Annotated in this window: 28 protein-coding genes and 1 tRNA gene; 20 read left to right on the plus strand and 9 right to left on the minus strand. The window is 67.8% G+C overall.

What is annotated here, in order from left to right:
• Nucleotides 1–621: 621 nt before the first annotated feature.
• Together BM085_RS39640 and BM085_RS39645 are read right to left on the minus strand one after the other, a co-directional pair.
• Nucleotides 622–711: transfer RNA gene (locus tag BM085_RS39640), tRNA-Ser, on the minus strand.
• 267 nt (nucleotides 712–978) lie between these two features.
• On the minus strand, nucleotides 979–1,542 hold the full coding sequence (locus BM085_RS39645) for a YceI family protein (RefSeq protein WP_093891906.1): 564 nt from the start codon (nucleotides 1,540–1,542) through the stop codon (nucleotides 979–981).
• A gap of 101 nt (nucleotides 1,543–1,643) precedes the next feature.
• Between BM085_RS39645 and BM085_RS39650 the strand changes: the two genes are divergently transcribed.
• Nucleotides 1,644–2,123, plus strand: a complete 480-nt coding sequence (locus tag BM085_RS39650; protein WP_245789967.1) for a MarR family winged helix-turn-helix transcriptional regulator — start codon at nucleotides 1,644–1,646, stop codon at nucleotides 2,121–2,123.
• A 96-nt stretch (nucleotides 2,124–2,219) separates the two neighbouring features.
• Here the strand turns inward: BM085_RS39650 and BM085_RS39655 are convergent, their stop codons facing one another.
• Nucleotides 2,220–2,789: a SigE family RNA polymerase sigma factor gene (locus tag BM085_RS39655; protein ID WP_399508371.1), complete on the minus strand. Its 570-nt coding sequence runs from the start codon at nucleotides 2,787–2,789 to the stop codon at nucleotides 2,220–2,222.
• Between the two features lie 247 nt (nucleotides 2,790–3,036).
• Here BM085_RS39655 and BM085_RS39660 point away from each other — a divergent pair, with 247 nt between their 5' ends.
• Nucleotides 3,037–3,987, plus strand: a complete 951-nt coding sequence (locus tag BM085_RS39660) for a hypothetical protein (RefSeq protein ID WP_093891907.1) — start codon at nucleotides 3,037–3,039, stop codon at nucleotides 3,985–3,987.
• Between the two features lie 5 nt (nucleotides 3,988–3,992).
• Nucleotides 3,993–4,832: a MauE/DoxX family redox-associated membrane protein gene (locus BM085_RS39665; protein ID WP_093891908.1), complete on the plus strand. Its 840-nt coding sequence runs from the start codon at nucleotides 3,993–3,995 to the stop codon at nucleotides 4,830–4,832.
• Nucleotides 4,833–4,953: 121 nt separating this feature from the next.
• Here BM085_RS39665 and BM085_RS39670 read toward each other — a convergent pair whose 3' ends face one another.
• A complete protein-coding gene (locus tag BM085_RS39670; protein ID WP_086573980.1) occupies nucleotides 4,954–6,135 on the minus strand; it encodes an ATP-binding protein in 1,182 nt (393 codons plus the stop codon).
• Between the two features lie 541 nt (nucleotides 6,136–6,676).
• The gene (locus BM085_RS46555; RefSeq protein ID WP_245789968.1) at nucleotides 6,677–6,955 is read right to left on the minus strand and encodes a hypothetical protein; all 279 of its coding nucleotides are present in this window, start codon (nucleotides 6,953–6,955) and stop codon (nucleotides 6,677–6,679) included.
• A gap of 1 nt (nucleotide 6,956) precedes the next feature.
• On the opposite strand from BM085_RS46555, the gene BM085_RS39675 reads away from it, so the two are divergent.
• The 4 genes from BM085_RS39675 (at nucleotide 6,957) to BM085_RS39690 (ending at nucleotide 10,538) form a co-directional block, all read left to right on the plus strand.
• Nucleotides 6,957–7,505, plus strand: coding sequence for a M15 family metallopeptidase (locus BM085_RS39675; RefSeq protein ID WP_245789969.1), 549 nt, complete (start codon nucleotides 6,957–6,959; stop codon nucleotides 7,503–7,505).
• Between the two features lie 309 nt (nucleotides 7,506–7,814).
• A complete protein-coding gene (locus BM085_RS39680; RefSeq protein WP_093891909.1) occupies nucleotides 7,815–8,678 on the plus strand; it encodes an NUDIX hydrolase in 864 nt (287 codons plus the stop codon).
• Nucleotides 8,679–8,721: 43 nt separating this feature from the next.
• Entirely contained in the window at nucleotides 8,722–9,753 is a 1,032-nt protein-coding gene (locus tag BM085_RS39685) for a permease (protein WP_093891910.1), read from the plus strand.
• Nucleotides 9,738–10,538, plus strand: coding sequence for a TIGR03943 family putative permease subunit (locus tag BM085_RS39690; RefSeq protein WP_093891911.1), 801 nt, complete (start codon nucleotides 9,738–9,740; stop codon nucleotides 10,536–10,538). The genes BM085_RS39685 and BM085_RS39690 overlap by 16 nt, the downstream gene beginning before the upstream one ends.
• Nucleotides 10,539–10,656: 118 nt before the next feature.
• Here BM085_RS39690 and BM085_RS39695 read toward each other — a convergent pair whose 3' ends face one another.
• A complete protein-coding gene (locus BM085_RS39695) occupies nucleotides 10,657–11,466 on the minus strand; it encodes a PrsW family glutamic-type intramembrane protease (protein WP_093891912.1) in 810 nt (269 codons plus the stop codon).
• A 52-nt stretch (nucleotides 11,467–11,518) separates the two neighbouring features.
• Nucleotides 11,519–11,767: a cadmium resistance transporter gene (locus BM085_RS39700; protein WP_245789970.1), complete on the minus strand. Its 249-nt coding sequence runs from the start codon at nucleotides 11,765–11,767 to the stop codon at nucleotides 11,519–11,521.
• Nucleotides 11,768–11,900: 133 nt separating this feature from the next.
• Between BM085_RS39700 and BM085_RS39705 the strand changes: the two genes are divergently transcribed.
• From BM085_RS39705 to BM085_RS39715, 4 genes are all read left to right on the plus strand, one after another.
• Entirely contained in the window at nucleotides 11,901–12,611 is a 711-nt protein-coding gene (locus BM085_RS39705; protein ID WP_093891913.1) for a hypothetical protein, read from the plus strand.
• Nucleotides 12,612–12,790: 179 nt separating this feature from the next.
• Nucleotides 12,791–13,213, plus strand: a complete 423-nt coding sequence (locus BM085_RS43945) for a hypothetical protein (protein ID WP_143121289.1) — start codon at nucleotides 12,791–12,793, stop codon at nucleotides 13,211–13,213.
• Between the two features lie 3 nt (nucleotides 13,214–13,216).
• Entirely contained in the window at nucleotides 13,217–13,603 is a 387-nt protein-coding gene (locus tag BM085_RS39710; RefSeq protein WP_093891914.1) for a hypothetical protein, read from the plus strand.
• A 102-nt stretch (nucleotides 13,604–13,705) separates the two neighbouring features.
• On the plus strand, nucleotides 13,706–14,209 hold the full coding sequence (locus tag BM085_RS39715; RefSeq protein WP_093891915.1) for a Pycsar system effector family protein: 504 nt from the start codon (nucleotides 13,706–13,708) through the stop codon (nucleotides 14,207–14,209).
• A 196-nt stretch (nucleotides 14,210–14,405) separates the two neighbouring features.
• Here BM085_RS39715 and BM085_RS39720 read toward each other — a convergent pair whose 3' ends face one another.
• On the minus strand, nucleotides 14,406–15,383 hold the full coding sequence (locus BM085_RS39720) for a helix-turn-helix transcriptional regulator (protein WP_093891916.1): 978 nt from the start codon (nucleotides 15,381–15,383) through the stop codon (nucleotides 14,406–14,408).
• A 113-nt stretch (nucleotides 15,384–15,496) separates the two neighbouring features.
• On the opposite strand from BM085_RS39720, the gene BM085_RS39725 reads away from it, so the two are divergent.
• From BM085_RS39725 to BM085_RS39765, 9 genes are all read left to right on the plus strand, one after another.
• Complete coding sequence (locus BM085_RS39725) at nucleotides 15,497–15,904, plus strand: VOC family protein (protein ID WP_093891917.1); 408 nt, start codon at nucleotides 15,497–15,499, stop codon at nucleotides 15,902–15,904.
• Nucleotides 15,901–16,569, plus strand: coding sequence for a YdeI/OmpD-associated family protein (locus BM085_RS39730; protein WP_093891918.1), 669 nt, complete (start codon nucleotides 15,901–15,903; stop codon nucleotides 16,567–16,569). Before BM085_RS39725 ends, BM085_RS39730 begins: the two co-directional genes overlap by 4 nt.
• Nucleotides 16,466–17,326: a 3-methyladenine DNA glycosylase gene (locus BM085_RS39735; protein WP_093891919.1), complete on the plus strand. Its 861-nt coding sequence runs from the start codon at nucleotides 16,466–16,468 to the stop codon at nucleotides 17,324–17,326. Before BM085_RS39730 ends, BM085_RS39735 begins: the two co-directional genes overlap by 104 nt.
• A 112-nt stretch (nucleotides 17,327–17,438) precedes the next feature.
• Complete coding sequence (locus BM085_RS39740; protein ID WP_093891920.1) at nucleotides 17,439–18,095, plus strand: LysE family translocator; 657 nt, start codon at nucleotides 17,439–17,441, stop codon at nucleotides 18,093–18,095.
• A 1,057-nt stretch (nucleotides 18,096–19,152) separates the two neighbouring features.
• Nucleotides 19,153–19,656, plus strand: coding sequence for a GNAT family N-acetyltransferase (locus tag BM085_RS39745; protein ID WP_093891921.1), 504 nt, complete (start codon nucleotides 19,153–19,155; stop codon nucleotides 19,654–19,656).
• Between the two features lie 280 nt (nucleotides 19,657–19,936).
• Nucleotides 19,937–20,482 carry an SMI1/KNR4 family protein gene (locus tag BM085_RS39750; protein ID WP_093891922.1) on the plus strand — a complete coding sequence of 182 codons (546 nt, stop codon included), beginning with the start codon at nucleotides 19,937–19,939 and terminating at the stop codon, nucleotides 20,480–20,482.
• Between the two features lie 367 nt (nucleotides 20,483–20,849).
• Nucleotides 20,850–21,155 (plus strand): SCO4225 family membrane protein, encoded by a 306-nt coding sequence (locus tag BM085_RS39755; RefSeq protein WP_093891923.1) that lies wholly within the window; start codon nucleotides 20,850–20,852, stop codon nucleotides 21,153–21,155.
• Between the two features lie 377 nt (nucleotides 21,156–21,532).
• Complete coding sequence (locus tag BM085_RS39760; RefSeq protein WP_093891924.1) at nucleotides 21,533–22,051, plus strand: hypothetical protein; 519 nt, start codon at nucleotides 21,533–21,535, stop codon at nucleotides 22,049–22,051.
• Between the two features lie 565 nt (nucleotides 22,052–22,616).
• Nucleotides 22,617–24,035, plus strand: coding sequence for a WD40 repeat domain-containing protein (locus BM085_RS39765; protein WP_177245505.1), 1,419 nt, complete (start codon nucleotides 22,617–22,619; stop codon nucleotides 24,033–24,035).
• A gap of 385 nt (nucleotides 24,036–24,420) precedes the next feature.
• Here BM085_RS39765 and BM085_RS39770 read toward each other — a convergent pair whose 3' ends face one another.
• On the minus strand, nucleotides 24,421–24,684 hold the full coding sequence (locus BM085_RS39770) for a DUF7660 family protein (protein WP_093891926.1): 264 nt from the start codon (nucleotides 24,682–24,684) through the stop codon (nucleotides 24,421–24,423).
• Between the last annotated feature and the right edge of the window lie 431 nt (nucleotides 24,685–25,115).

Raw genomic sequence — 25,115 nt, forward strand, 5'->3', positions numbered from 1 at the left:
GTTCACGGCCATCGCTTTCTTCTCCTTCGATCTTGGTTTCGCAACCCGAAGGATCACGCGATGGCCGTCCTCATTTCACGGCGCCCCACCGACTAGCTGGGGAAACTCATACACCACCTCCGTGGACGCAACCGCACGGTTGCGACGATCCTCACGAGTGCGGCGCGGAGTGGCATCGCCGGCCGTGCAAGAAGCGGTATACCGAGCACAAACACCGTCCGGACTGCCCGAAGGCCTGCAAGCGGCACGGTCACGTCTGCCCGAAGCGGATGTGTCCGAAGGGACGCACGGTCATCCGGACCGCTGCCCCAAGCGCACAGGCGGCGGCATGATCTTTCGGCAGCGTAAGAGCCGGAGCAAGCTCACCCTTCAGTGCCCTCCCGAGCTGTTGCCCCTTCTCCGGACTCATCGCGACGTGCAGGCGGCCGAGCGGGAGAAGGCCGGAGAGCTGCGGGAGGACCACGACCGAGCGCTACACCCACGTGGCCGGCGCGCTGATGCAGGACGCGAACACGCGCATGGGGGCCGCCCTCTGGGGCGACGGGTGACAACTGCAACCCCGGCAGTGTGCAGGCAACAGAAAGGCCCTCTCCCGAAACTTGGGAGAGGGCCTTTGACCTGCGGAGGCTCGGGGATTTGAACCCCGGATGGGCTGTAGACCCAAACCGCATTAGCAGTGCGGCGCCATAGACCTGACTAGGCGAAGCCTCCTGGTTGCCGTGTGGCTCAGCACAGAGTACCGGCCATCTGCCAAGGCAGCAAAGCGATTGCCGGTCGCGTCGCCGAGAACAGAAGCAGCCGAGTTATCCACCATCTGTGGATAACTTGCTCCACACCTGTGGACAAGACCTGGATTCCGCAGGTGAGAGCGGTGGATGCCCTGGGGATTCTTGCGATGCAAGACGGACAATCTCAACCAACGGACATAGCGAAGACTCCCTCCCCGGCCGGGGAAGGAGTCCGAGTAGATCATGGAAATCAGGCGGCGGGGTTGGCTTCGCCCTCGATCTCGATCTTGATCTTCTTGCCGACCAGGACGCCACCGGTCTCCAGAGCCTGGTTCCAGGTCAGGCCGAACTCCTCGCGGTCGATCTCGGTCGTGATGGAGAAGCCCCAGAGCTCCTGGCCCCACGGGTTGGTGCCGGCGCCGCCGTACTCGACGGTGAGCTCGACCTGCTTGGTGACGTCACGGATGGTGAGGTCGCCCAGGACGGTGAACTCGCCGCTGGAGTAGCCGACCACGCGGGTGGTGCGGAAGGTGATCTCGGGGAACTTCTCCGCCGCGAGAAAGTCCTCGCTGCGCAGGTGGCCGTCACGGTCGGCGGAGCCGGTGGTGATGCTCTCCGTCCTGATCGCGATCTCGGCGGAGGAGTCCAGGGGGTTCTCGGCGATCGCGACGGTACCGGAGAAGTCGGTGAAACTACCGCGGACCTTGCTCACCATCATGTGCTTGGCCATGAAGCCGATCCGGGTGTGGGCGACGTCGAGGGCGAAGGTGCCGGGGGTGGGGAGCTGAAGGTCTTCCCAGGTCCGAGTGATCATGTCTACTCCCGATGAGGTGCTTGCCGTGCGGATGTTTGCGACAACAGATTTCTACACGAGGAATATTCCGCGCGTCAACTATCGTCGGATACAGTGTGAGCGTGATCCCCTTTGATGACTCCCGGCTGACGGCGATGGGTCTTCTGGCCGAGGCCCACACCGGCCTGTCGGCGAAGATGCATCTGTCCTTCGCCGCGGTCGGGCTCTCCGACATCGACTTCGAGACGCTGATCCGGCTGGCGCGCTCGCCCGGTCAGCGTCTGCGCATGAGCGACCTGGCCGCGCAGACCAGCCTGTCCACCAGCGGGGTGACCAGGGTCGTGGACCGGCTGGAGCGCGAAGGTCTGGTCGTACGGCAGGCGTGTGCCAGCGACCGCCGGGCCTCCTACGCGGCCATCACCGACGCGGGCGCCGACCGGCTGGGCGCGGTGCTCCCCCAGCACCTGGCGGACATCGAGACCTGGTTCACCGGCCTGCTCTCCGCCGAGCAGCTCAGCACCCTCCTGGACACACTCAGAATCATCCGCGACGCCGTACGGCCGTGCGCCACGGCGGGAGCCGAGCTCACCCCGTCCGAATGACGGAGAACCCCTCTTGACCACATCGAGCGCAGCGCTCTCCCGGCGGACACGCACGGGGAGGCGGGCGGCCGTACCCAACCTCTCAGGTCAGTACAGCTAGGCCTGCGGCTCCAGTTGCCGCTGCTCCGGGATCGTGAGGTCGCCGCGGAGCTTGGCCATCGCCCGCGAGACCGTGCTCTTGACCGTGCCGACGCTGATCCCCAGCGCCTTGGCGATCTCCGGTTCGGTCATGTCCTCGTAGTAGCGCAGCATGACCGCGGCCCGCATCCGGGTGGGCAGCCGGTCGAGGGCCTGCTCCACCCGTTCGGGCAGATAGCCGTAGCCGCCCGTGAGAACCGGTTCGGGGAGTTCCTCCGACGGGTACTCCTCCAGCTTGCGCCGCCGCCACCAGGAGATGTTGATGTTGACCATCGCCCGGCGCACGTAGGCGTCCATGGCCGCGCGCTCCTGGATCCGGTCCCAGGCGAGGTACGTCTTGACCAGTGCCGCCTGGAGGAGATCCTCGGCGTCGCTGGGGTGCCCGGTGAGCTGGTAGGCGGCGCGCAGCAGCGTGGGACCGCGAGCAACGACGTACTCGCGGAACTCCTCGTGCGTCCCGCCGGTCACCGCGATCACCAGCCTGTGGTCTGGGTGCGTCTCGTGGCCAGAATCGCAGCCGGAGCCCATAATTCGGCTGAACCGGAACCTATATTTCGTCCCCTCAACGGCAAAAACCGGCTCAGCCCCGTGATCACACATGGGCGGGCAGCAGGTACGGGTCTGTCCCGAAGTGGGAGGCAACGCGTTGTATCAGGGGTGGGAATTTTGCTACAGGGTCGGACACCTGCCGGAGTTATTGGCGCAAGCGAACAGCGAGACCCCGGCAAGCGTGTGACGCTAACGGGGAAACCTCACCGAAATATGGGGAGTGACGATGCCGTATCGCAGCGTTGACCGCCGCCGCGTTCTGGCGGCGGCCGCGCTTGGCCGGAGCCTCGACGAGCCAGGGGCGCTCCCCGGCGATGGCGAGCTCCTCCGATCGGTCATCGGCGAGATCCTCGACGTCAGCCCGCACCTGATAGTCATCGACACCCCCGATGGCCGCGAGGAACGGCTCGTCATCGCGCCGTGGGCGACAGCGTGGCGCGGCGAGGCCGTCGCTCCGGCGGACCTGCCGCCGGGCGCCCAGGTGATCATCAGGGCCCTGCGGTCCGGCCGGGTGGTGGACCGGATCTGGGCGGACATCACCCGGATCACCGGAGTGATCCAGTCCGTCGGCTCCGGCTCCGGGGACCGCACCATGGAGCTGTACTGCGGACCGCACCGGGGGCGGCGTACGGTCGTCATCCCCTATCGCGCCTCGGGCCGGTTGCGGGTCCGGCACCCGCAGTTCGAGCCCGGCTACCTGTTCGACGCCATCGGCGTCCGTGAGAACGGCGTGGCCCAGGCCCGGCTGCCGGCGACCTCGCAGCCGCCCTACCGGTGGACGGCCGTCCCCGAGCCGCCCCCCGGCTACAGCGGCGCGCAGTCACGGATCTCGGGCACCGCCACCTGGTCGGACGCCTTCGACCACGACGAGCAGGGGGCGGCCTACCCCATGTTGGAGCGCTCCGACGCCGACTGCCAGGACGCGGGGGTGTCGTGCACGGGCCTGCCCTATCTCGCGCTGGGCTCGATGCTCAACGTGCGCAACGTGTGCGCCGGGCGCACCTCGGTCCTGCCCATCGTGGCATGCGGCTGCCTGGCCGGCCGGTTCTGCGACCGGTGCCTGGAGTGCGGCACCTCGCCACGGGGCCGGATCGTGGAGCTGTCGGCGACCGCCTTCGTGGAGCTTGGCGGGGACCTGACGAAGGGGTGCTTCAATGCCCGGGTCGGATTGGGGTGACAGGGATGCTGACGACGATCGCCGCCGCGCAGTTGCCGGTGCTGGCCGCGCTGCTGGCCGCGGGCGCGCTCGCCAAGGTGCGGACGGCCGTGAACGAGTCCGAACCGGGTGCGCTGAGCAGGCTCGGACCGGCGGCGCTGGTGGTCGAACGCTGGCGCTTGCCCGCCCTGCTCGGCTGTGCGGCCGGAGAGGTGGTCCTGCTGGTCGGCCTGATGCTGACCGGCCACTCCCTGTTCCGGTGGGGCGCGGCCACGTTCTTCGCGGTGTCGACCTACGTCCTGTGGGAGCTGCGCCGCCGCCGGCCGGATGTGGGCTGCGGCTGCTTCGGCGAGGTCAGCGCCATCCCGGTGGGGCTGCGCTCGCTGGGTCGCACCATGGTGCTGACCGCCATGGCCGTGGGAACGGTCTGGACTCCGCCGGTCCCCGGCTGGGCGGTGGTGGCCGGCCTCACCTGGTCTCAGCTAGCGGCCGTGGCCGGCGGGCTGCTGGTGCTCGCCGCGCTCTCTCCGGAGATCGAGGAGGCCGCCGCCCGGCTCCGGCACCGCGCCCCCTGCGAGCAGCGCCCGCTGGACCCGTCGACCGCGCTCAGCCGCCTGCGTTCGAGCGCTGCCTGGCGGGCGCACGAGAGACTTCTGTCGAGCACGGAACCGGTCGACAGCTGGCGGGAGCTCTGCTGGCGGTTCTTCGTCTATCCGGGGCACAGTCACGCGGGCGACCCGGCGGACGTGGTCTTCGCGATCTACCTGAGCGGCCGGCACCCGGCGGTGCGAGTGGCGATGGTCGACGCCGCCGGACGGCCGATCGAGATCGGGTCTCTGCAGGAATCTATCCCCGTATCGGCATGACGCTAGAGACCCGTAGATTTTTCTAGCACGCAGGATTCGGCTCTATACGGCTCTCTAGCTTCCCCACTAGAGAGCCGTATAGAGGTCTAGGAGGCTCTCGCCCACTATATCGAACATGTGTTCAGACAGGCTGGGAACGCAGAAATTTTCCGAAGTGTGGCACGGTGAACGCGATCAGTCCGCGCTCGGCGCTGTAGATCAGGCCCTTCTTGATGAGACTGTCACGGGCCGGGGAGAGGCTGGACGGCTTGCGGCCGAGCCCCTCGGCCACGTCGGCGGTCGCCACGGGCTCGTCGCCGATGGAGGCCATCGCGTGCATGTAGTCACGCTCGGCGGGGGTGGCCCGCTCGTAACGGCTGCCGAAGAACCCGACCGCGAGCTCCTCCTCGGCCTCCGGCGAGGAGACCCGGATGTCGTCGACGGTGATCGGGCTGCGTAGCGCCAGGTCCCAGGCGACCTTGCCGTAGGCCTGGACGAAGTAGGGGTAGCCGTCGGCTGCCTCGTAGAGCGCGTCGAGGGCCTCCTGGGTGAACTCCACCCCCTCGCTCTCGGCCGGGGCGATGAGGGCCAGATCGGCCGCCTCGCGGTCGAGCCGGTCGATCCTGGCGTAGCGGAACAGCCGCTCGGAATAGCTCTTGCTGGCTGACAGGACGCTGGGCAGATGGGGCAGGCCGGCACCGACCACGATCAGCGGGCCGCCACTCTGCGAGAGCTCGTGGCAGGCCGCGCAGAGCGCCGAGACGTCGGGGGTCTGCACGTCCTGCATCTCGTCGATGAAAAGGGCGATGCCGACGCCGAGGTCGGTGGCCACCCCGGCCGCGTCGACGAACAGCTCGGTGAGGTCGATCTCCAGGTCGCCGGAGTCGGCCCGGCCGCGGGAGGCGGGCACGTCGATCCCGGGCGACCAGTGCGAGGTGCCCTTGGCCGCGGCCGGGTCGCGCATCGCGAACGCCTTGAGCACGCCGAGGAACTCCTCGATGCGCTCGGGCGCCCGGTGCCTCGGCGCCAGCTCACGGATCGCCAGGTGCAGGGCGGCGGCCACCGGACGCCGGATCGACTGGTCGGGCCGGGCCTCGATCTTGCCCGTCCCCCACAGCCGCTGCATGGCCATCGACTTGAAGGTGTTGAGGAGGACGGTCTTGCCGACGCCGCGCAGGCCGGTGACGACCATGCTGCGCTCCGGGCGGCCACGCGCCACCCGCTCCAGGACGATTTCGAACTGCTGAAGCTCACGGTCGCGCCCGGCGAGCTCTGGGGGACGCTGCCCCGCACCGGGGGCGTAGGGATTGCGCACGGGGTCCACGCTCTCGGACTTTATGACGGGATATAGCGGCCGACGTAGATTTCCGTAGAAAGCGCTACGGCGTGTCGCGTGTCGGCGGCCAGAAGTCCGCGGAGCGGGGGCGTGTGCCGTCGGCCGCGTCGCGAGCATCGCCATGACACACCCCTCACCTGGGAAGACCCGGCCCGAACCCGTGTTCGATCCAATGCCTCCGACTGTAGCGCGGCTTCGAACACAGGCGCGATATCTTTCGAAGAAAGCTCAGCTAAAGAATGCCGGCGCGCTTGCCGATGTGGCGTAAATGCGGGCGAAAGCCGCACGAGAACGGTTCGGCGATAAAGCGCCTGACTTCCGAAGGCCGGGGGGACGTCGAGCCACACGTCCCGACGGGCTGGCGGAGCGGTGGGCGATGGACGGCGGAGCAGTGGATCGGCGGACCGGCGGACCGGCGGACCGGCGGACCGGCGGAGCAGTGGATCGGCGGAAATCGGCCGCGTGGTCCGGCCGCCCGAACTCATGGCCCTCCCTGACCGGACCGCCTCTTATCACTTGAGGTAGCCGGTCAAATACAATGGGGGCTTGTCCTTTTGTCGGTCGTGGGGTGGCGACAGGTGAGCAGCTCTCCTTTGGTGACACGCATCCGGGCTGTCGTCGCGACGGCCGTCGGCTGCCTGGCGGCGGCCGCGTGCAGCGCGACCGCCACATCACAGCCCACCCAATCCGCCCCGCCCTCCCCGGCGACCTCGTCGGCCCCCGCGTCACCGTCCCCTTCAGCCGGGACGCCCACCCCGAGTCCCACCGCGAGCCCGTCTCCCACCACCCCGCCGAAGTTCTCCGCCAAGGTGACCAAGGTCGCCCGCGACCGGCTCCGATACTCCTGGCGGCCCGGATGCCCGGTCCCGGTCGGCGACCTGCGGCTGATCACGATGACCTACTGGGGCTTCGACGACAGGCCCCACACCGGCGAGATGGTCGTGAACAAGAACGCGGCCGACGACATCGTCACGGTCTTCCGGCGCCTGTACGACTGGCGCTGGCCGATCCGCAAGATGGAGCTCGTCGACGTCTACAAGGGCGACGACTTCGACTCCATCGACGCGGACAACACCTCGGCCTTCAACTGCCGCCCGGCGACCGGGTCCAGCAGCTGGTCGCAGCACGCGTACGGCAGGGCCGTCGACATCAACCCCCGGGAGAACCCCTACGTGTCCGCCGACGGCTCGGTGGCGCACAAGAACGCCCGCAAGTTCGCCAGGCGCCCCCTGGACGAGCCCGGCGTGATCAACCCCGGTGACCGGGTGGTCCGGGCCTTCGAGAGGCTCGACTGGGAGTGGGGCGGCTACTGGTCGGGCATCAAGGACTACCAGCACTTCAGCAAGGGCGGCGGCTGAGGTCCAGGCCGCCGGGCCTGCGCGGGCGCCCACCTGGGACCACACTTCCGGCCCGCTCAGGACAGCACTTCCAGCCCACCCGGGACCACGCTTCCAGCCGCTCAGGACAGCACTTCCAGCCCGCTCGGGACCACGCTTCCAGCCCGCTCGGGACAGCACTTCCGGCCCGCCCGCCCGCCGCGCTGGTCCGGTTCGACCGCCGGCCGGGGTCCACGCGGAGCGAGGGGCGGCAGGAAATCCCGATATATAAATTTTTAGCGGTACGGACCGCCCCTGAGGAGCCGGTGCCTCGTGGTGCATCATTGATCCATGGCGGCCAAGGACGGCGACGGATGGGCTCACTGTGAGCGCGGACATCGGCACTGGGGCGTGCACGGCGCGTCCGGCCTGCTCGCCGTCCACCACGACACCGCCGGAACGCCCCACGTCCTGATGCAGGAGCGTGCCGTGTGGAGCCACCACGGCGGCACCTGGGGTCTGCCCGGCGGTGCGCTCGACAGCCACGAGGACCCCATCACCGGCGCGCTCCGCGAGGCCGCAGAGGAGGCGGCCCTGACCGGCGAGGGCCTCCGGGTCCAGGGCGTCTACCTCGACGACCACGGCGGCTGGTCCTTCTCGACCGTGATCGCCGAGGCCGCCGACCTGCTGGACGCGGCCCCGGCCAACAGCGAGAGCGCCGACCTGCGCTGGCTCACTCCCGAACAGATCGCCGCCAAGAACCTGCACCCCGGCTTCGCCGAGACCTGGCCCGCGATCAGCCGGGCGCTCAGCCCTCTGGTGGTCGTCCTCGACGTCGCCAACATCGTCGGCGCCCGATCCGAGCACGGCTGGTGGAGGGACCGCGCCGGAGCCGCCGCCAAACTGGTCGCCGAGGTGAGCGCCCTCGCCACCGGCGGCCTGCGCGACATACCCGGCGAGATCCCGGACCTGGACCGGTGGTTCCCCCGTTTCGTCATGGTCGTCGAGGGGGCCGCCCGCGACGTCTCGCCGCTCCCCGGCGTCTCCGTCGTCGCCGCCCCCGGGATCGGCGACGACGCCATCGTGCAGGCCGTACGGGATGTCCCGCCCGGCGAGCGCGTCCTGGTCGTCACCGCCGACCGGGGTCTGCGCGAGCGGGTCACAGCTCTGGGTGCCATGGTCACCGGCCCCAGGTGGCTGCTGTCCCAGCTGTGATGTTCCACGTGGAACATCACACGAATCTGCCACGATATGGGGCATGTCCGAGCTTCGAACCGATCCACGGAACCCCTGGGCCGATGAGGACGGGACCGTCCCCCCGGACTCCTGGGGACGCGGCACCGGGCCGAAACACACGCTGCCGTGGGGATTCGCGCTCGTCGTCGTCCTGCTGGTCGTGGGACGGTTCACCCTCGCGCCGCATCTGACGGCCCCGGCACTCCAGACCTGGGCAACGATCTTCGTGGCGATCTGCGTGCAGGCTCTGCCGTTCCTGGTCTTCGGCGTGGCCCTGTCCGCCGCGATCACGGCCTTCGTCCCGGCGTCGTTCTGGACCAGAGCGCTGCCCAGGCATCCGGCCGCCGCCGTACCCGTCGCGGGGATGGCCGGCGCGGTGCTGCCCGGCTGCGAGTGCGCGTCCGTCCCGGTCGCGTCCGGCCTGATGGCCCGGGGGGTGCCGCCGGCCGCGGCGCTGGCCTTCCTGCTCGCCTCCCCCGCGATCAACCCGATCGTGCTGGTCGCGACCGCCGTCGCCTTCCCCGGGCAGCCGCTGATGGTCGTGTCCAGGTTCGGGGCGTCGCTGGCGGTGGCGGTCCTGGTCGGCTGGCTCTGGCTGCGGTTCGGCCGGAGCGAGTGGCTGCCGATCCCCTCCCGCCCGCACGGGGACGGGCCGAAGTGGGCGCGGTTCGGCGAGGCGATGCGGCATGACCTGCTGCACGCGGGCGGGTTCCTCATCGTCGGCGGCCTGGCCGCCGCCACGCTCAACGTCATGGTCCCCCGCGAGTGGCTGGCCGCGCTGGCCGAGGTCCCGTGGCTGGCCGTCGTGGTCATGGCCCTGCTGGCGGTGCTGCTGTCGATCTGCTCGGAGGCCGACGCGTTCGTGGCGGCCTCGATGACCGCGTTCTCCCCGACCGCGAAGCTGGCCTTCCTGGTGGTCGGGCCGATGGTGGACCTGAAGCTCATCGCGCTGCAGGCCGGCACGTTCGGCAGGGCGTTCGCGCTCAGGTTCGTCCCGCTGACCTTCGTGCTCGCCGTGCTGGTGAGCACCCTCTTCGGATGGCTGCTGCTGTGAACCGCGTGACCCAGAACCTGGTCCTGATCATGCTCGGCTGCGCCGTGCTCCGGATCTCGGCGTTCTCCACGACCTATCTGAACTATGTGAAGCCCGGTTTCCGGCCGTTCCTGATCGGCGCCGGGGCGGTGCTGATGATCCTCGGCGTCGCCGGCCTGATCCAGGCATGGCGGCCGGGGAAGGGCTCCCCCGGTGCCGAGGGACACGACCGCTCACCGGAGCACGGCCAGGGCCGGGAGCGCGCGCGGCACTCACGGGACCAGGGGCACGGGCACGACCACGCGCATGGGGGTCCCCGGGTGGCCTGGCTGATGTGCCTGCCGGTGTTCGCGATCTTCATGATCGCCCCGCCCGCCCTGGGCTCGTTCGCCGCGGCCCGGTCCGAGACGCCGCCGCCGCGCAGCCAGGCCCTCACCGCCTTCACCCCGCTGAGCGGCGACGGACCGGTGGACATGCCGATCGGCGAGTTCATCGGCCGGGCCTGGGACGACGACAGCAGGTCCCTCACCGGCCGCGCGGTCAGGCTGACGGGCTTCGTCGTCCCGTCGAAGAAGAAGGGTCAGTGGTACGTCACCCGCATGCAGATCGCCTGCTGCGCCGCGGACGCGTTCCCGCTGAAGGTCGCGGTCAAGGGGATCCAGGCGCCGCCGCCGGACACCTGGGTCGAGGTCACCGGCACCTGGATCCCGCAGACGTTCGGCAAGATGCCCAACGGGGTCGTCTATCCGCAGCTTTCCGGCACGGATCTCATGAAGGTCGACACCCCGGACGAGCCCTACGAGTAGTCCGGGACCTCTCCCCGCCCCCGTACGGACGGCCTTCTCCCCCCGCCCGTACGGCCGCGCCGCCCTCCCGTCCGTACGGCCGCCGCCCTCCCGCCAGATACGGCGTTCGCGTGGGAGGTCAGGCAGGGGACGGCGCCGGGTCCAGGACCGGCGCCGTGGTCAGGTCGCGGGTGGCCCGGTGGAACAGCCAGTAGCTCTCCGCCGCGACGACGAGGAAGAGCAGGCGGGCGGGGCCGGGGATGTCGAGGGTCAGCAGGCCGTCGTTGAGCGAGTGCAGTACGGCCGCCATCGCGAAGGCGCCGACGACGGAGAAGGTGATCACGATCCGTCCCCTGGCCTGCCAGACGCCGAAGGCGACCGCGCAGATCAGGCCGGTCCAGACGAGATGGCTGAACGGGGTGGCGAGGCCGCGCATGAACAGCACCATGCCCGCGTTGACGGCGCCTGTGTCGTCGACGCTCTTCCAGGCGTAGGACATCGATTCCATGACCGCGAACCCGGTCGCGCAGGACAGTCCCAGCGCCACACCGGCGGCCTTGGTCAGGTAGCGGCCGGTGAGCGCGATCAGGAGAAGGGGGACGCATTTGGCCGATTCCTCGATCCATCCGACCTGCAGGATCGAGGGGCCGTGCTTGTCGGGGATGAGCAGGGCGTCGAAGTATCCACCGAGCAGAAGGGCGACGCCCCCGCCGAACAGGAACATCCCCATCAACGTGACACCTGGGACGCTGGCGCCGATCCTGGTCCGATCGTGGATGGCGACCAGGAGCCCGACCGGACCGGCCGCCGCTCCGTAGAAGAAGGCCGCGGGCATGACCGCGCGGTTGCCGACCGCCTCTGTCATGGCGATGAGCGCGGCTGACAGTGCCGCCATGGCGATCCACACTTTGAACCACCGGTGCCGGTAGAACCTAAAATGTTCACGCATGCGAAGTAAATCCCCATTTGGGGTGTCGTAAATTCGGGCGAATCGCCCATCTTTACCTAAAGGCCGACTCCGCCATGATGACCGCGCCGATCACCATGAACACCACCGGGACGAGCCACCTCCCTGCGCGCTCGACCAAGCCGATGATCTTCTTGTGCGACCCGAGCCAGGAGGCCGCCGCGCACCAGACCGCGACCAGCAGGGCGAACACCACGATCGTGACGAGGCCGGCCGCCGGGCCGATCGTGCGGAACATCGGCGTGTAGACCGAGATGTTGTCGGCGCCGTTGGCGAGCGTCACGCCGGCGCCCCGCGGCCGTCCGCCACCCGCCTGCCTGTCCGGGACCGGACGGCCGACGATCACCGTGGCCAGCCGTAGGTGGCGGGCATTACGATCACGTTCATCCGTTCCCGCCAGCCCCCGGAGGCCTCGCGTGGGCTATCCGCCGCCGTACGGCCGGCCGCCGAAAGGCGAGACGGGCCGAGGGCTGGCCGTAATCGTGATCATGGCCATCGGCCTGCTCATCGGGGCGGCCCTGTCCGTGATGACGGTGCTCGACCCGGCCGCCTCGTCGAAGAGCCCTTCCGTGGCCCCGGACTCCGAGCGTTCGGAGACCACGGTCCGCCAAGCCGCCCAGGTGGGGCTCGACGCCTATTCCGGCGGATCCTACGGAGACTTCTGGGACCTGTGGAGCGCACAGGCACAGACGGCGGTCGCGCGCGAGGAGTACGTCAGGCTGTTCCAGCTGTGCCCGCAGCCCGTGCCGGACGTCCGGTTCGCCGTCACCACCGTCACGATCACCGGCGACGACGCCCGGGTCCAGGCGACCCGATCCGGCGACACGGCCGACTTCGTCTTCCGCTACGAGGGCGGCTCGTGGCGGTATGTACCGCCGCCGGAAGAACTGCAGGAGTACCGGGCCCAGGGCGTCGACCAGCTGGCCCGGCTACGACAGGCCGCGGGGACCTGCGGCACCGTCGCCGCCACCCCGCCCGCTTCCGACCCGTCCGTTCCCGTGCCGCCCACTTCTGTCCCGACGGTTCCCGATCCGGCCGTTCCCGATCCGTCCGCTTCCGTGCCGTCCGACTCCGCCCCGGTGGTTCCCGATCCGTCTGTCTCCGCCCCCGCCCCTCCGCCGGCATGATCCACCCGGACCCGGAAAGAGCTGGAGAAAGAGCCGGGAACGGAGCCGGAACGGAAAGGCGTCCGGCGATTCTTATGTGATCGCTCAATCTTCTGCCGTCTCCCGCCGGCATATTGATTGATCACCAAAGTCATGGAAAGGTACTGCCCGCTCCGGAATTCACGGCTACTGTCGGAGGTATGGCCCACTCCCTGCCGGCCTGGCGAGACGGCGCAGGTCCGGACGCACCGGAATCGACTGATCAGGATGCCGCCATGCAGGAGCCGGCTCCCGTCCCCCTGTGGCTGGCACATCTCCAGCCCAGAGAGGGACTGGAGGGAATCAGCGCCCCCACCCCCGACACCTCCATCACCATAGAGCTGGATAAAGCAGATTTTGAGGCGCTTTCTCGTAAGGCGCGATCGACGGGCAGCAGGATCGCCGATGTGGTCCACGCCGCCGTCCAACGAGAGATCGGCAACAAACCCCACGTCATCACCTTGATGCACCGCTGGAGCCTGCACCGTGAAGACCTCGACCTGGCGGCCGGCGCTCTCGGAGTCGACCCGCTCTCCGAGGCGGAATGGGGCCAGATCGGCAGCCGCCGGGTCCGGAGGTCCTGAATCATGCTTCCCGGCCGGGTGCTCGACGTCAGCGCCCTGATCGACATCGCGGTGGCGAAGACCGAATATTCGCGGAGCATCGCCGCCATGTGCCTTTACCGCGGCGGCGGGATATGCATTCCGGCGACCGGTCTGGCAGCCGTCCTGTCCATCTCCCCGATATCCACGCAGGTGGAGTTGTTCGAGCTCGTCACGACACCCGGCGTGAAGATCGACGATTTCACCCACGGAAAGGTCGGAGAGATCGCGGAGATTCTCGACGGATCACGGGACATCACCGCGGGACACGTCATCTGGTGTGCCCGGAGCACCAAATGGCCCATTTTGACAGACCGTGGCGGAGAGCTCGTCCAGTACGACCAGCACGTCAGGATCGACCCGCTGCCCTGACGTCCTCCGGCCGGCCTGGGAACCACTCACCGAGGTCACGCGTCAATATCGTTGCGACTGACCACGGCCACGGTTTCCCATAAAGGGGTTCCACTGGAGAACATGACAGCCACAGAGCGCGGCGACATGACCGGCACAGGCCGGAACGACCTCTCAAGCTCCCTGGAACTGACACGGCAGGAAATCGCGCGGGCGGACATCAAGGCGACGGCCCTGCTGACGATAACGGGGATCGGGTTCACCGCGTTCTCCGCCGCCGCGGCGGGAGCCGTCGCCGCCCCCGTGCAGGGCGCCGCCCGATGGTTGGCCATAGCCGCACTGGCCGGGGTCACGGTGGTGGTGGAGCTCCTGCTCCTGGTCCTCCGCCCGCAGATGAGCCAGGACCTTTCCAGCCGCCATTACTTCGGGCATTGGCGAAAATATCTCATGAGCCCGGATGAGTTGGCCACGGATCTGGGGGCGGATCTGAAGCAGGCCAAACTGCTTGTCCAACTCAGTGATATAGCCTGGCGGAAATATCGCCTGATACGGATTTCCGTCGACTTTCTGATGATCGCGCTTCCACTCAGCTCCGCGGCGGTAGCGGTGACCTTGATATCACACTGATTCAGCCTGACCATGTGCGGCTCCGATCCGGCCCGCCGCTCCGGGAATCACCGCGAGCCGGGCAAGGGGGCAGGGACCCGCGGAGCCGTTCCGCCGGTAGCCGCGGCGCCCTGGATGTTCATGCCGTACGGCCCGCACCGCCGTGGCGACCGGGCCCCGCCCTGACCGGCTCTCCATGGTCGCCGGAAGCGAGGCCTCACGCCTGGCTCGTGTCGGTGAACGCGCGGATGGCGCGTCCCGCCCGTCCGGCGATCGCGCGGAGGTGCCCGGCCAGCTCCGGAGGGTCGAGGAGGGTGTAGTCGACGGTCAGGAGCGTGATGCGGTAGGCCAGGTACTGCGGGGAGTCGGGGTGGGTGTGCAGCCGGCAGGAGCGCTGGTCGACCGGTTCCAGGGTCCCCTGCCAAGCGGGGACGATCTCGGCGGCCTGTTCGATGGGCACATGCAGCAGCAACCGGGCCCGGACGTCACGGGGCGGCATCGCCTGGGTCACCCAGGTCTTGGTGTCGACCCCACCGGGAAGCTCGCGGACGGGAACGCGGACGCCGGTGCGGTGTACCTCGCTGATCCGGTCCACGCGGAAGGAGCGCCACGCCGCCCGGTCCTCGTCGTAGGCCACCAGATACCAGAGGTGGCCCGAGGCCACCAGCTGACGCGGCTCCACCAGCCGCCGTGTCATCTCGCCGTGCGCCTTGGTGTAGGCGAAGCGGACCTTTTCGTGGGTCGCGCAGGCGGCGGCGAACGCGGCCAGGGTGTCGGCGTCGGCGGCCGGGCCGTCCCGTGGCGGCAGGACGACGGCCGCGTCCGACAGTGCCGTCACCCGGTGGCGCAGCCGTACGGGGAGGACCTGTTCCAGCTTGGCCAGGGCGCGTAGCGAGGTCTCCTCGATGCCGGTGACGGCGGCGGTGGCGGCGGTGCGCAGGCCGATGGCGATGGCGATCGCCTCGTCGTCGTCGAACAGCAGCGGCGGCATGGCCGCCCCGGCGGTCAGCCGGTAGCCGCCGACGTTGCCCTGGGTGGCGTGGACCGGGTAGCCGAGTTCACGCAGCCGGTCGACGTCCCGGCGGATGGTGCGAGGGGTGACGCCGAGCCGGTCGGCGAGCTCGACGCCCGGCCACTCACGCGGAGTCTGGAGCAAGGACAGCAGTTGCAGCAGCCGGCCGGATGGATCACGCATGAGTTTCATCCTGCCGCACTAATAGGACGTTCACTGACCTATTGCCCTCCTAAAGTCGGAGACATCAACCGGGACGGCAGCGGCCGGATCTCCGGCGGCGAAGGGAGCACCACATGTTGCGAGGACTGGCCACCGTCAGCTTCTGGGCCGACGACCTGGAGGCGGCCAAGAAGTGGTACGTCGAACTGCTGGGTGCCGAGCCGTACTTCGAGCGCCCGGGCAACGGGCAGCCGGCCGCCTACTACGAGTTCAGGATCGGCGACTACCAGGCCGAACTCGGCCTCATCGACCGGCGTTACGCCCCGCCGGGCGCGCCCGCCGCCCCCGGGGGCGCGGTCATCCACTGGCATGTCGACGACGTGCGGGCCACCCTGGACCGGCTGCTGTCCATGGGGGCCACGCCGTACACGCCGCTCACCGAGTACGGCCCCGGTTTCGTCACCGCGTCCGTGGCCGACCCGTTCGGCAACGTGCTGGGCATCATGTACAACCGGCACTACCTGGAGATCCTGGGCCGATGATGCACTTCGAGGACGCCGCCCGGTGGGAGTCGTGGCTGGCCGAGCACCATGGGAACGAGGGCGGCGTCTGGCTGAAGATCGCCAAGAAGGGGTCGGCGGCCCCCTTGGTCACGATCGGGCAGGCGCTGGAGATCGCGCTGTGCTACGGCTGGATCGACAGCCGGCGCAAGTCCTACGACGAGCACAGCTTCCTGCAACGCTACTCACGGCGCCGCAAGGGCAGCCCATGGTCGCGGGTGAACGTCGAGAGCGTGGCGGCACTGACCGCCGCGGGGCGCATGCGGCCGCCCGGCCTGGCGCAGGTCGCCGCCGCCCAGGCGGACGGCCGCTGGGAGGCGGCTTACACCGCCCAGCGCGACGCCGCCGTCCCGCCCGACCTGGCCGAGGCGCTGGCGGCCCATCCGGCGGCCGCCGCCGGCTTCGAGGCGCTCGGCAAGACCGGCCGCTACCTGGTGATCCTGCCGCTGCTGAAGGCCAGGACCCCGGCCGGGCGCGCGGCCCGCCTGCGGAAGGCGATCGCCGGCCTGCCGGACACCACCGGCCCGCGCATACCATTCAGCGATGGAAGTTTTGGAGCCGGAGGTGTGGCGGGCCCGGACGGAGGCTCACCGGCAACGGGTCGAGGCATGGACGGCGCCGCACCTGGCGCGCAGGGCGCGCGGTGAGACCCATCCCATCGAGGACTTCCTGTTCACCTACTACGGGCACCGGCCGGCGCGGCTGCGGCAGTGGCATCCGGGCACCGGGGTGGTGCTGAAGGGGGCACGCGACTTCGGCAGCGGCTACCTCGACACCCCCGAGGGAGCCACGCTCGACACCGCGGCGATGATGGACAGGCGCGGGCCCGCCGTCGAATGGACCGCGCGGCTGCTGGCCGCCACGGCGGCACGGCCGGCATATCTCGGCTGCTTCGGCCTGCACGAGTGGGCGATGGTCTACAAGGCCGCGGAAGTACGGCATGGCGCCTGGCCACTGCGGCTCAGCGGGGACGAGATCGCAGAGGTCGTGGAGCAGCGAGGCGTGCGGTGCGGTCATTTTGACGCGTTCCGCTTCTTCACCCCTGAGGCGCGCCCGCTCAACGCACTGCAGCCGACGCGGCAGCGGCAGCAGGAGCTGGAGCAGCCGGGCTGCCTGCACGCCAACATGGACCTGTACAAATGGGCATACAAGCTGTCACCACTGGTGAGCAGCGAGCTGGTCGCCGACTGCTTCATGCTGGCCCGTGACATCCGCGCCGTGGACATGCGGGCCAGCCCGTACGACCTGAGCTCACTCGGCTACCGGGCGATTCGGATCGAGACACCCGAGGGGCGGGCTGAGTACGCCGCCGAGCAACGGGGATTCGCCGAACGGGCGCGGCCACAGCGGCAACGCCTGCTCGACGCCTGCGAACGGCTACTCGCCGGCACCCGCTCCCCCTGATCCCGATGACAGGTCCGGGCTCACTCCCGGCATCGGATGCTCGTACACCACCTCCGCGGACGCAACCCGAACCGCGTTGAACAGACAGCATGCGATAACCATGATGAACCTCATGGACCTCGTCTCCTCTCTGCCCGCCTTCGTCCTCGCCGTGGTGCTGATCTCCGCCTCGCCGGGCCCGGCGATGGCGCTGATCCTGCGCCGCGCGGCCCTGCGCGGCTTCTCCGGCGCGGTGCCCACGGTGCTGGGCCTGGAGGCCGGCCTGTACCTGTGGGCGTTGCTCGCCGCCGCCGGGCTCGCCGCCCTGGTGGCCGCCTCGGAGGTGGCCTTCCTCGTCCTGCGCGTGGTGGGCGCGGGCTTCCTGCTGTACCTCGGGATCAAGGCCTGGCGCTCAGCGTGGCGCAGCCGCGAAACAGGCGGAGCGGCCGAGGAGAGCGCGGTCGAGGAACCGCGGCCCGGCTCGGCGCCGACCTGGTGGAGGGCGTTCGGCGAGGGAGCGGTGGTGATGCTGGCCAACCCGAAGATCGCCGCCTTCATGATCGCGTTCTATCCGCAGTTCGTGCCGGCCGACCGGCCGCTGTTCGCCACGACCGCGCTGCTCGCCGTGCTCCAGGTGGCCATCGAGATCGTCCTGTATCTGGCGCTGGCGGCCGCGGTCGGGCGGGCGGGCGCGTGGTTCCGCCGCCCGGTGATCCGGCGCCGGCTGGACGCGGTCAGCGGCACGGTCCTCGTCGCCCTGGGCCTGCGCGTGGCCGCCGAGAGCCGCTGACGCGCCGGGCCGGCTCCGCGACCACCGACCGAGAAGGGCTCAGGGTGGCGTACGGCTGCGCACCCCCAACCGGTCAACGGCGCTCCACCGGGGGGAAATCCCTGGTCAGCTGCTGTTTTGCGAGTGAGCGGAGAACGTGGGATCCGAACCCACGAGGAGCCGCAAAGCCCCCGGCGGTTTTCCAGGGCACTACGTTCCGAACAGGGCGGGAACCTCTCTTCAGGCCTCGCCCACCGAAGATCATCCCGAAATGACTAGAAGGCTCTGGCCAGAGAGCCGTCACCCCTCTTGAGCCGGATCGGCAACTATAAGATCATCGTGGAGCGAGCATCCACTTCGAGAGAAGAGTGCGGCCATCAGCGATGAGAAAGCGCCACATCTCTTGAGACGGTTCATCACGTCTGAACTTGTGCGAGGGTGGGCGGCCATGGGTGTGGGTCTTGGCGTGCTCCACATCGTGATCAAACAGGACGCTCACCCCGCAGCTTTCATCGGAGGCTGGTCGGTGTCCATCGTGGCGGTGTTCGTCATATGGATGACCACAGAATTCATTCGAAGCAAGCGTGCCGCGCGGACAAGAGACCGGAGCTGACCACCAGTCCGGATGATCTCAGCGTCAGCCCCCGTCACCTGCGGCGCTTCAGCTCAGCGGCGATCTTCCGCTACCTGCCGGTCCCCGTATTTCCTCCTGACGGCACGACGCCGGTACGCCTGCCCAGACCGCGTCAGCATCGCGGGGCGCCATCGTTCAGGACGCTCTCGCCTGGACCAATGGTGATCATCCCTTCGCGCCGGATGCCGAAAAAGTCGCCGGCCCCTGGCGCGAGCTTGGACGTACTGATCTGACCTCCACGCTGCTCACCTCCCGGTTGGAGGACTACCTCCAGGAGCTCTTCAACCGCTACGACTGACATCGCCCGACGGCACAGCCTGCGACAGGGGCGGCAAGGATCCCGGGCGGTACCGGGGTCCTTCTCTCTTGCCGATGTAACGGTTGTCCGCCGAAGCCGCCTTACCCGGATGATCTCTGGGAGGATCCGCAGGACACCATGGTCCCGTGGAATCGATCATCATGCGGCGCTTCACCGACGGCGACTCCGTGGAGGGGCTCACCACGTTCCTGCACCGCGCGTACGCGGATCACGCAGCCGCCGGACTCGTCTTCTTCGCCTCTTACCAAACCCCTGAGGACACACGGCGCCGTCTGGACAAAGGGGAGTGCTGGATCGCCCTGGAGCAGGGAACGATCATCGGTAGTGTCACGGTGGCAGGGACGTACGACACCCCACCTGGCTACCCGGCTCCCTCCGACGCCGGGTCGTTCTGGCAGCTCGCGGTGGACCCTGCCCAGCGAGGAACCGGGTTAGGACATCGTCTCCTGACCCTGGCCGAGAGTCGCATCGCCGCGCTGGGCGCCTCGAAGGCGGTGATCGACACCTCCTCACAGGCGGCCGACCTCATCGCTTGGTACGAACGTCACGGCTACACGTCGATCGGGACATGGAAGTGGGACGTCACCAACTACGACAGCGTCGTCCTGGCCAAGGACCTCGTCCCCTGAACCTGCTTCCCTGCCGCTCCACCTACCGCGGCGCCAGGCGGCACCTACCCAAACCGCATTAACAGCTCTGGTCATGCCCGTCCCGATCGGTTCTCGAACCCTGAACCTACGGACTAAAAGATCGCCCCTGGACTGTTCCAGACGGTTCAATGCGGGTCAGAGGACATGCATGGTCCATCCTGGACGGCTCTGCACGCCCCTGGATCGCAACCAGGGATGCAATCCATGACGGCTGTCCGTCGGTGAAGATCTGTCGTGAGCAGATGACAGGATCACCGTCGTGACAGACACCGATGATCTCCTTCGGCAAATATCCGCGAAGGCGAGCGCGACCACCGAGCACCTGCCTCTCCCCGCGACGGCGGAGGAAGTGGCACAGGCGGAACGCATCCTGGGCTTCCGGCTTCCTCCTGTGCTCGCGCGGCTCTACCTCGAGGTGGCCAACGGAGGCTTCGGCCCCGACTACCAGCTTCTCCCGCTCGTGGGAGAAGGACGTACCGCCGTGAACGACTACTGCGAGGAACGGGAGACCTCGGAATCCAGCAGTGACGCCCACTGGCCGGCGGACGTGCTGCCCATCCTGGACTGGGGGTGCGGCATGTACGCCGCCGTGGACTGCCGTAGTCCCCAAGGCGTCGTACTGCTCTTCGAACCGAACGGGATCAGCGGCGACTGGCACCATGCTTGGTACGTCGACTCAGAGAGCCTGACCGGTTGGCTGGAGACCTGGCTCTCGGAAACGGGCTGGTATGAGGAAGACGCCGACGAAGCCCGCGAAATGCGGCCATGGGAGTCAGCTCGGCAGCGGCTGGCAGAGGGAAGGTGACCATCCCGAAACCGCGGATTAAAAGAAGTCGGTTCGATCGGGGTCTGAGGCTCTGGCCTGCGGGCACGGCGTCCGTGGACGTTCACTGAGTTCCGGCGCCGTTCGCCCTCTTGGCGGTATTTGCGGCTGTATAGCCAAGGCACTGTCAGCTTGGGAATGATCTACTGATCTTGCCGTCCTGAGCTGGTAAAACAGGGGTTCGGGGCGGGCCGGGTGACCGTGAGGTCCAGCTGATCGCCGTAGGAACGGGCACGCACCGGTGCGATTGACCGGCATATCGCCGAGCAGTCGCATGATCGAGAAGACAAACAGGTTAAGACCGTGAGTAAACTCGGCGCTCTTGTTCAGGTCAAAACATGGAGCAAGAATGACAAAGCCCCACAGGGTCGGACCCGTCGGATGCCTTGCTCTCGCCTACTCCGGCCTCATACTGGCCCTAGGTATCTTTTCGATCGTGGTCCTGCTGACAGTCCAGGACCCGATCCTGCTGTCCGGGGTAGCGCTCATGTACCTCACGTTCCCCCTCGGCTGGTTGATCTGGCAGGCATGGGACCTGCTGCCGATCGAGTTGACGAATCCGATCGTGCTCATCCTGCTCCTCATGGGCGCGGGCTGGTTCCAGGCATGGGCGGTCTCGCGCCTCGTGCGGCAGTTGGCTCGCCGGAACGGTTGATCCATCTGATCGCACGTCGGTTACACGGAAGATCGGCAACGAGCCCAAAGAGATCAGCCAGATCGAGATCATGTCCCTGACCTAGTTTTTCTCGGTTGAAACGGGTGACGGGAATCTAGCCTGCGCTGTCAGCTTGGGAACCGGCTACTGCCCTTGGCGCGCTGAGCTGGGAAAAGCGGGCGCAGGTCAGGGCGGGTCGAGTCCCCGTGATTCCCCGTGAGTGACCGTGGTTCCCCGCCTGTTCTGGCACGGATCTGGCACTGAAGCCGCTCGAGATCCATCACTCGCGGGCAGCCCGGTGGCGCTGCCCTGATAGCCGAAATTGTCGCTGACGGACTCTACGCTTCCCGCCCATGAGCAGAGATGAGACCCCTGTCGTGCACACCAAGCAGATGGAGGTGGAGGTGGAGGACTGCAGTGCGGTCTATCTCCTGGATCGGGAGGACTACGAGGCCGGCGCTGGGTTAGATGACTCCCCGACTCACTCCATTGGGCTCATCGAAGTGGAAGGTAAAGGCATCGCCTGCCTGAATATCGCCGCTCAGTGGGGGGAGGTGCCCTTCACGGTGGCTGTCGCCGATCGGGATCCGGGTGCCCACTTTGACGGCTACGAAGACATCGTGGAGATCAGTTTCGAGTCCACGTCGGGCGAGCTCCTCCTGGCGGGATGGCAGACAGATTGGGACGATGAAAAGGCGCACAGCCTTCCTCCGTTGCCTGCCGGTCCCGGACCATACCGCTTGCGGTATCACACCCAAGGGGATATGGAGAGCTGGTCCATAGATGGCTACTACCTTCAGATATGGCCCGCGCCACAGCATGACCCCGCCGTGCTGAAAAATACGAGTCAATTCCTCCAGTATTTGCTGAACCCCAAAGCTTGGAAATCGCAATGATCACGGACTTTGGGCACCGGAGTCCCTGGTCAACGACAACCTCGGGCCAGCCATGAGTGCCCGTAGTTGACCCCTCATCACCCTGGTTAATAGCCCAAAGATGAGCTGTCTCCGACTCCGAGAGCCCCGGCCAGCGAAATGCCATAGGTGCACAGAGATAGGGAGATCGAATGCCTGATCTACAGTTTACAAGATCTCGGTACGCGACCCTCTGAGCTGCTGCTCTCAAGGTCAGGGGCAGCGTTGCCCTGTCCGTGAGTCCCCGTGATTCCCCCTTGTTCCCCGGCCTTACTGGCACGCGAGTGGCACGGCCTGCCCTTCTTATCCGTAGGTTCCCAAACAATCTCCAGGATCGTTCAGATCCGTTCGCCGCGCTGGTTGCTGAGGATCCGGCCGTTCAGATCCGTCCGGCTCAGTTCGTGATCATCCATTCGGGTGGCTCCCAGGGGGCTCCCGAAAGGCTCGCCGGATCGCCTGCTTACAAATGGTGGGCAAAGCTGATCATGTGAGGGATCATAAGCCGGAAAGTCGCCGCCATCTTCCAGCGGACGGTTTGGAGACCCAAGTGAATGACCTACCAGGAGCCCGGCAAGCGGATCCGCGCGGCAACGTCCGCTGGAGAACGTCCGCGATCGTGCTTGCCGCGTGCCTAGCCGTCTGCCTGGTCGTCGCGGGACTCGCGTGGAAGCGTGAGCACGACAGGGTGTCGGCTCAGGAGCGCGTCGCACTGGCTCATGGGCTCGCGCTCCACGCCGCGGAACTACGTGACGCCGACCACAGCACGGCTCGAAACCTCGGCCTGGCCGCAGTCAAGATCCATTCCGACGGGCAGACCCGGGCAGGGCTGATCGACACGCTGGCCAGGGAGCACAGCAGTGAATTCACGCTGGAGGCCTCCAGCGAGGTGGCGCTAAGCGGCGACGGACGGATCGCCCTGACCGGTCACGGCGACGAGGTGAGCGTATGGGACCTCACGACCTGGCTCGACCCCAAGATCGTCGAAAAACCATCCGATCGGGTCGCCGCGTTGAAAGGCCACAAGGAGAACGTGGGCGCGGTGGCGCTGTCCTTCGACGGGCGGACCGTGCTGACCGGTGACGACGACGGCACCACGATCGTGTGGGATCTCACCGATCCGGCCAAGCCGATCCGGATGGCCGCGGTGGTGAACAAGAGGGACGCTGAGTACGCCAACAGCGTGGAGGCGGTGGCACTGTCGCGCGACGGCCGTACGGCGATGATCGCCGGATCCGACGGCGACGTGACCGCGTGGGATCTGACCGACCGGTCTCGCCCAGCGCGCCTGTCGATGACAGCGCACGCCTCATCCATTCGTGACCTCGGACTCAGCGCGGACGGTGCGATCGCCGTCACCGTGGAAAACAAGGGAACGGTGACGCTCTGGGACCTCACGGCCCCCTCACCTCCGGTCAAGCCGGCCGACCTGGCCCTGCCCGCGAAGTCCGTAGCGGCGGCGATGAGCACGGACGGGCGCGTCGTCCTCGTTGGGAACGCACGTCAGGTTGGGGTCTGGAATCTCGATGACCGGTCGCGTCCGGTTAACGCGGCTGTGTTTGATGTGCCCCTTGCTGACATGTATGACATGGCCTTGACCTTCGAAGGGAAGACCGCCCTGCTCGCCGGACCGAGTGATTCCGCGATCCTCTGGGACCTCTCCGCCCCGTCCAGGCCGGCCCGGATAGCCGCGTTGAAGGGATACTCGCAGGAGATCAATTCCGTGGCTCTCAGCGCCGATGGCGGCATCGCCCTGACCGCCGGCCCCGGCGGGGTTTCCCTGTGGAATCTCAAGGATCTCTCCGAAGTCGTCGCCAACCTGGAGTATGCGGCTTGCCTCGGTCACACCGGCGCGGAGATCAGCAAGGCGGACTGGGCCCGTTACGCGGGCAGCGCGGACTGGTCGGACTACGGGGAAGAGGACTGGGACACCCTCGCCGTTTGTCTCATCAGACCGGACTCCACATAGTGCCCCGTCGGCTGGTAGGACTTAGTCAGGTGGGGACAGGTTCGGTATGTCTAGGTAACGCGCGGCGGCAAATGGGCCGGGTGCCCACCCGACAGGTCGGCAGCATTCTCATCGAGGATGTCGATGGCCAGCCGGTCACGCAAGATGGTCAGGCGCGCTGCCGCAAGGTGCGGTGGTTCAGTGAGCCGGTGTTCGGGGCGTGACTACCTGCAGGCCGAGATAGCGGGCGACGGGAATCGGACCCGCACTGTCAGCTTGGGAAGTCTCTATCGCACCTGGCCGCTGAGCTGGGGAAACGCTGACCTGCGGGGAAGCACTTCGAGTACCCGTCATTCTCCGTGAGTCCCCTTTGGTCACTCTTCTGACGGGCACGTAACGGGCACGCCTACTCGTAGATCGTTGCTGCCCCCAGTGCGTTGGCGAAGAACGACCAGGAGGCGTCATCGGGCGCAGGGCGGCCCGTGTTCGTGTAGTAGCCAGGGGAAGATTTGATCCAGCTCGCCAGCGCTCCCAGGAAACGGTCCAGGCGATCGTTCTCCCAGACCGCCCCGCTGATCAGTTCCGCATGAAGGGCCTCAACGTAGCGGGCAAGATCTTCGCGGGTCGCGACCGCTTCGGCGGCGGCAGGTGAGGTGTTGTTCTGTCCCATGGCTCCATGGTGGAGGTCTCACCACGGACATGCACCTCCCCTGCCGGATCTTCCCGTCTGCCTCTTTGGTCTGCCCCGGAGGGGCAACAGCTCGGGGACGGAGGGGCAAGGCCGTCTTCGCGTGTACATCAGCCGGTGACGTTCCTCGGTCATTGGATGCCAACGGTCACAGGCGGCCTTGATCCGGAGGAGTCGAGATGTTGGGCTTGCCTGGGACGTGGCAGGCGGGAAGATCCGGCTTCTACCTCAGCCAACTATGACTCTGCGTTCGGCAGTCTCGATCATCCCGGAGCGGAGTCCCCCGCCGGAGGCGTCAGCTTCGAAAGAGCCGAATAAGCGCGACGGCTATCACCCCGGGGATGACGACCGCTGCTACGAACACGAGAAGAAGGAAGATCCCGAACGGGGAGTAGATCACGGCCTGCTCCTGT

It is taken from the genome of Streptosporangium canum, from assembly GCF_900113865.1.
Lineage (GTDB): Bacteria > Actinomycetota > Actinomycetes > Streptosporangiales > Streptosporangiaceae > Streptosporangium > Streptosporangium canum.

What these genes read in the sequence shown, in the direction of transcription:
- BM085_RS39710 (WP_093891914.1), top strand. Translation starts at nt 13,217, where the DNA reads ATGCTTCCCGGCCGGGTGCTCGACGTCAGCGCCCTGATCGACATCGCG.
- BM085_RS39645 (WP_093891906.1), bottom strand. Translation starts at nt 1,542, where the DNA reads ATGATCACTCGGACCTGGGAAGACCTTCAGCTCCCCACCCCCGGCACC.
- BM085_RS39695 (WP_093891912.1), bottom strand. Translation starts at nt 11,466, where the DNA reads ATGCGTGAACATTTTAGGTTCTACCGGCACCGGTGGTTCAAAGTGTGG.
- BM085_RS39660 (WP_093891907.1), top strand. Translation starts at nt 3,037, where the DNA reads ATGCCGTATCGCAGCGTTGACCGCCGCCGCGTTCTGGCGGCGGCCGCG.
- BM085_RS39680 (WP_093891909.1), top strand. Translation starts at nt 7,815, where the DNA reads ATGGCGGCCAAGGACGGCGACGGATGGGCTCACTGTGAGCGCGGACAT.
- BM085_RS39665 (WP_093891908.1), top strand. Translation starts at nt 3,993, where the DNA reads ATGCTGACGACGATCGCCGCCGCGCAGTTGCCGGTGCTGGCCGCGCTG.
- BM085_RS39770 (WP_093891926.1), bottom strand. Translation starts at nt 24,684, where the DNA reads ATGGGACAGAACAACACCTCACCTGCCGCCGCCGAAGCGGTCGCGACC.
- BM085_RS39715 (WP_093891915.1), top strand. Translation starts at nt 13,706, where the DNA reads ATGACAGCCACAGAGCGCGGCGACATGACCGGCACAGGCCGGAACGAC.
- BM085_RS39730 (WP_093891918.1), top strand. Translation starts at nt 15,901, where the DNA reads ATGATGCACTTCGAGGACGCCGCCCGGTGGGAGTCGTGGCTGGCCGAG.
- BM085_RS39735 (WP_093891919.1), top strand. Translation starts at nt 16,466, where the DNA reads ATGGAAGTTTTGGAGCCGGAGGTGTGGCGGGCCCGGACGGAGGCTCAC.
- BM085_RS39725 (WP_093891917.1), top strand. Translation starts at nt 15,497, where the DNA reads ATGTTGCGAGGACTGGCCACCGTCAGCTTCTGGGCCGACGACCTGGAG.
- BM085_RS39655 (WP_399508371.1), bottom strand. Translation starts at nt 2,789, where the DNA reads ATGGGCTCCGGCTGCGATTCTGGCCACGAGACGCACCCAGACCACAGG.
- BM085_RS43945 (WP_143121289.1), top strand. Translation starts at nt 12,791, where the DNA reads ATGGCCCACTCCCTGCCGGCCTGGCGAGACGGCGCAGGTCCGGACGCA.
- BM085_RS39755 (WP_093891923.1), top strand. Translation starts at nt 20,850, where the DNA reads ATGACAAAGCCCCACAGGGTCGGACCCGTCGGATGCCTTGCTCTCGCC.
- BM085_RS39740 (WP_093891920.1), top strand. Translation starts at nt 17,439, where the DNA reads ATGGACCTCGTCTCCTCTCTGCCCGCCTTCGTCCTCGCCGTGGTGCTG.
- BM085_RS39690 (WP_093891911.1), top strand. Translation starts at nt 9,738, where the DNA reads ATGGCTGCTGCTGTGAACCGCGTGACCCAGAACCTGGTCCTGATCATG.
- BM085_RS39720 (WP_093891916.1), bottom strand. Translation starts at nt 15,383, where the DNA reads ATGCGTGATCCATCCGGCCGGCTGCTGCAACTGCTGTCCTTGCTCCAG.
- BM085_RS39685 (WP_093891910.1), top strand. Translation starts at nt 8,722, where the DNA reads ATGTCCGAGCTTCGAACCGATCCACGGAACCCCTGGGCCGATGAGGAC.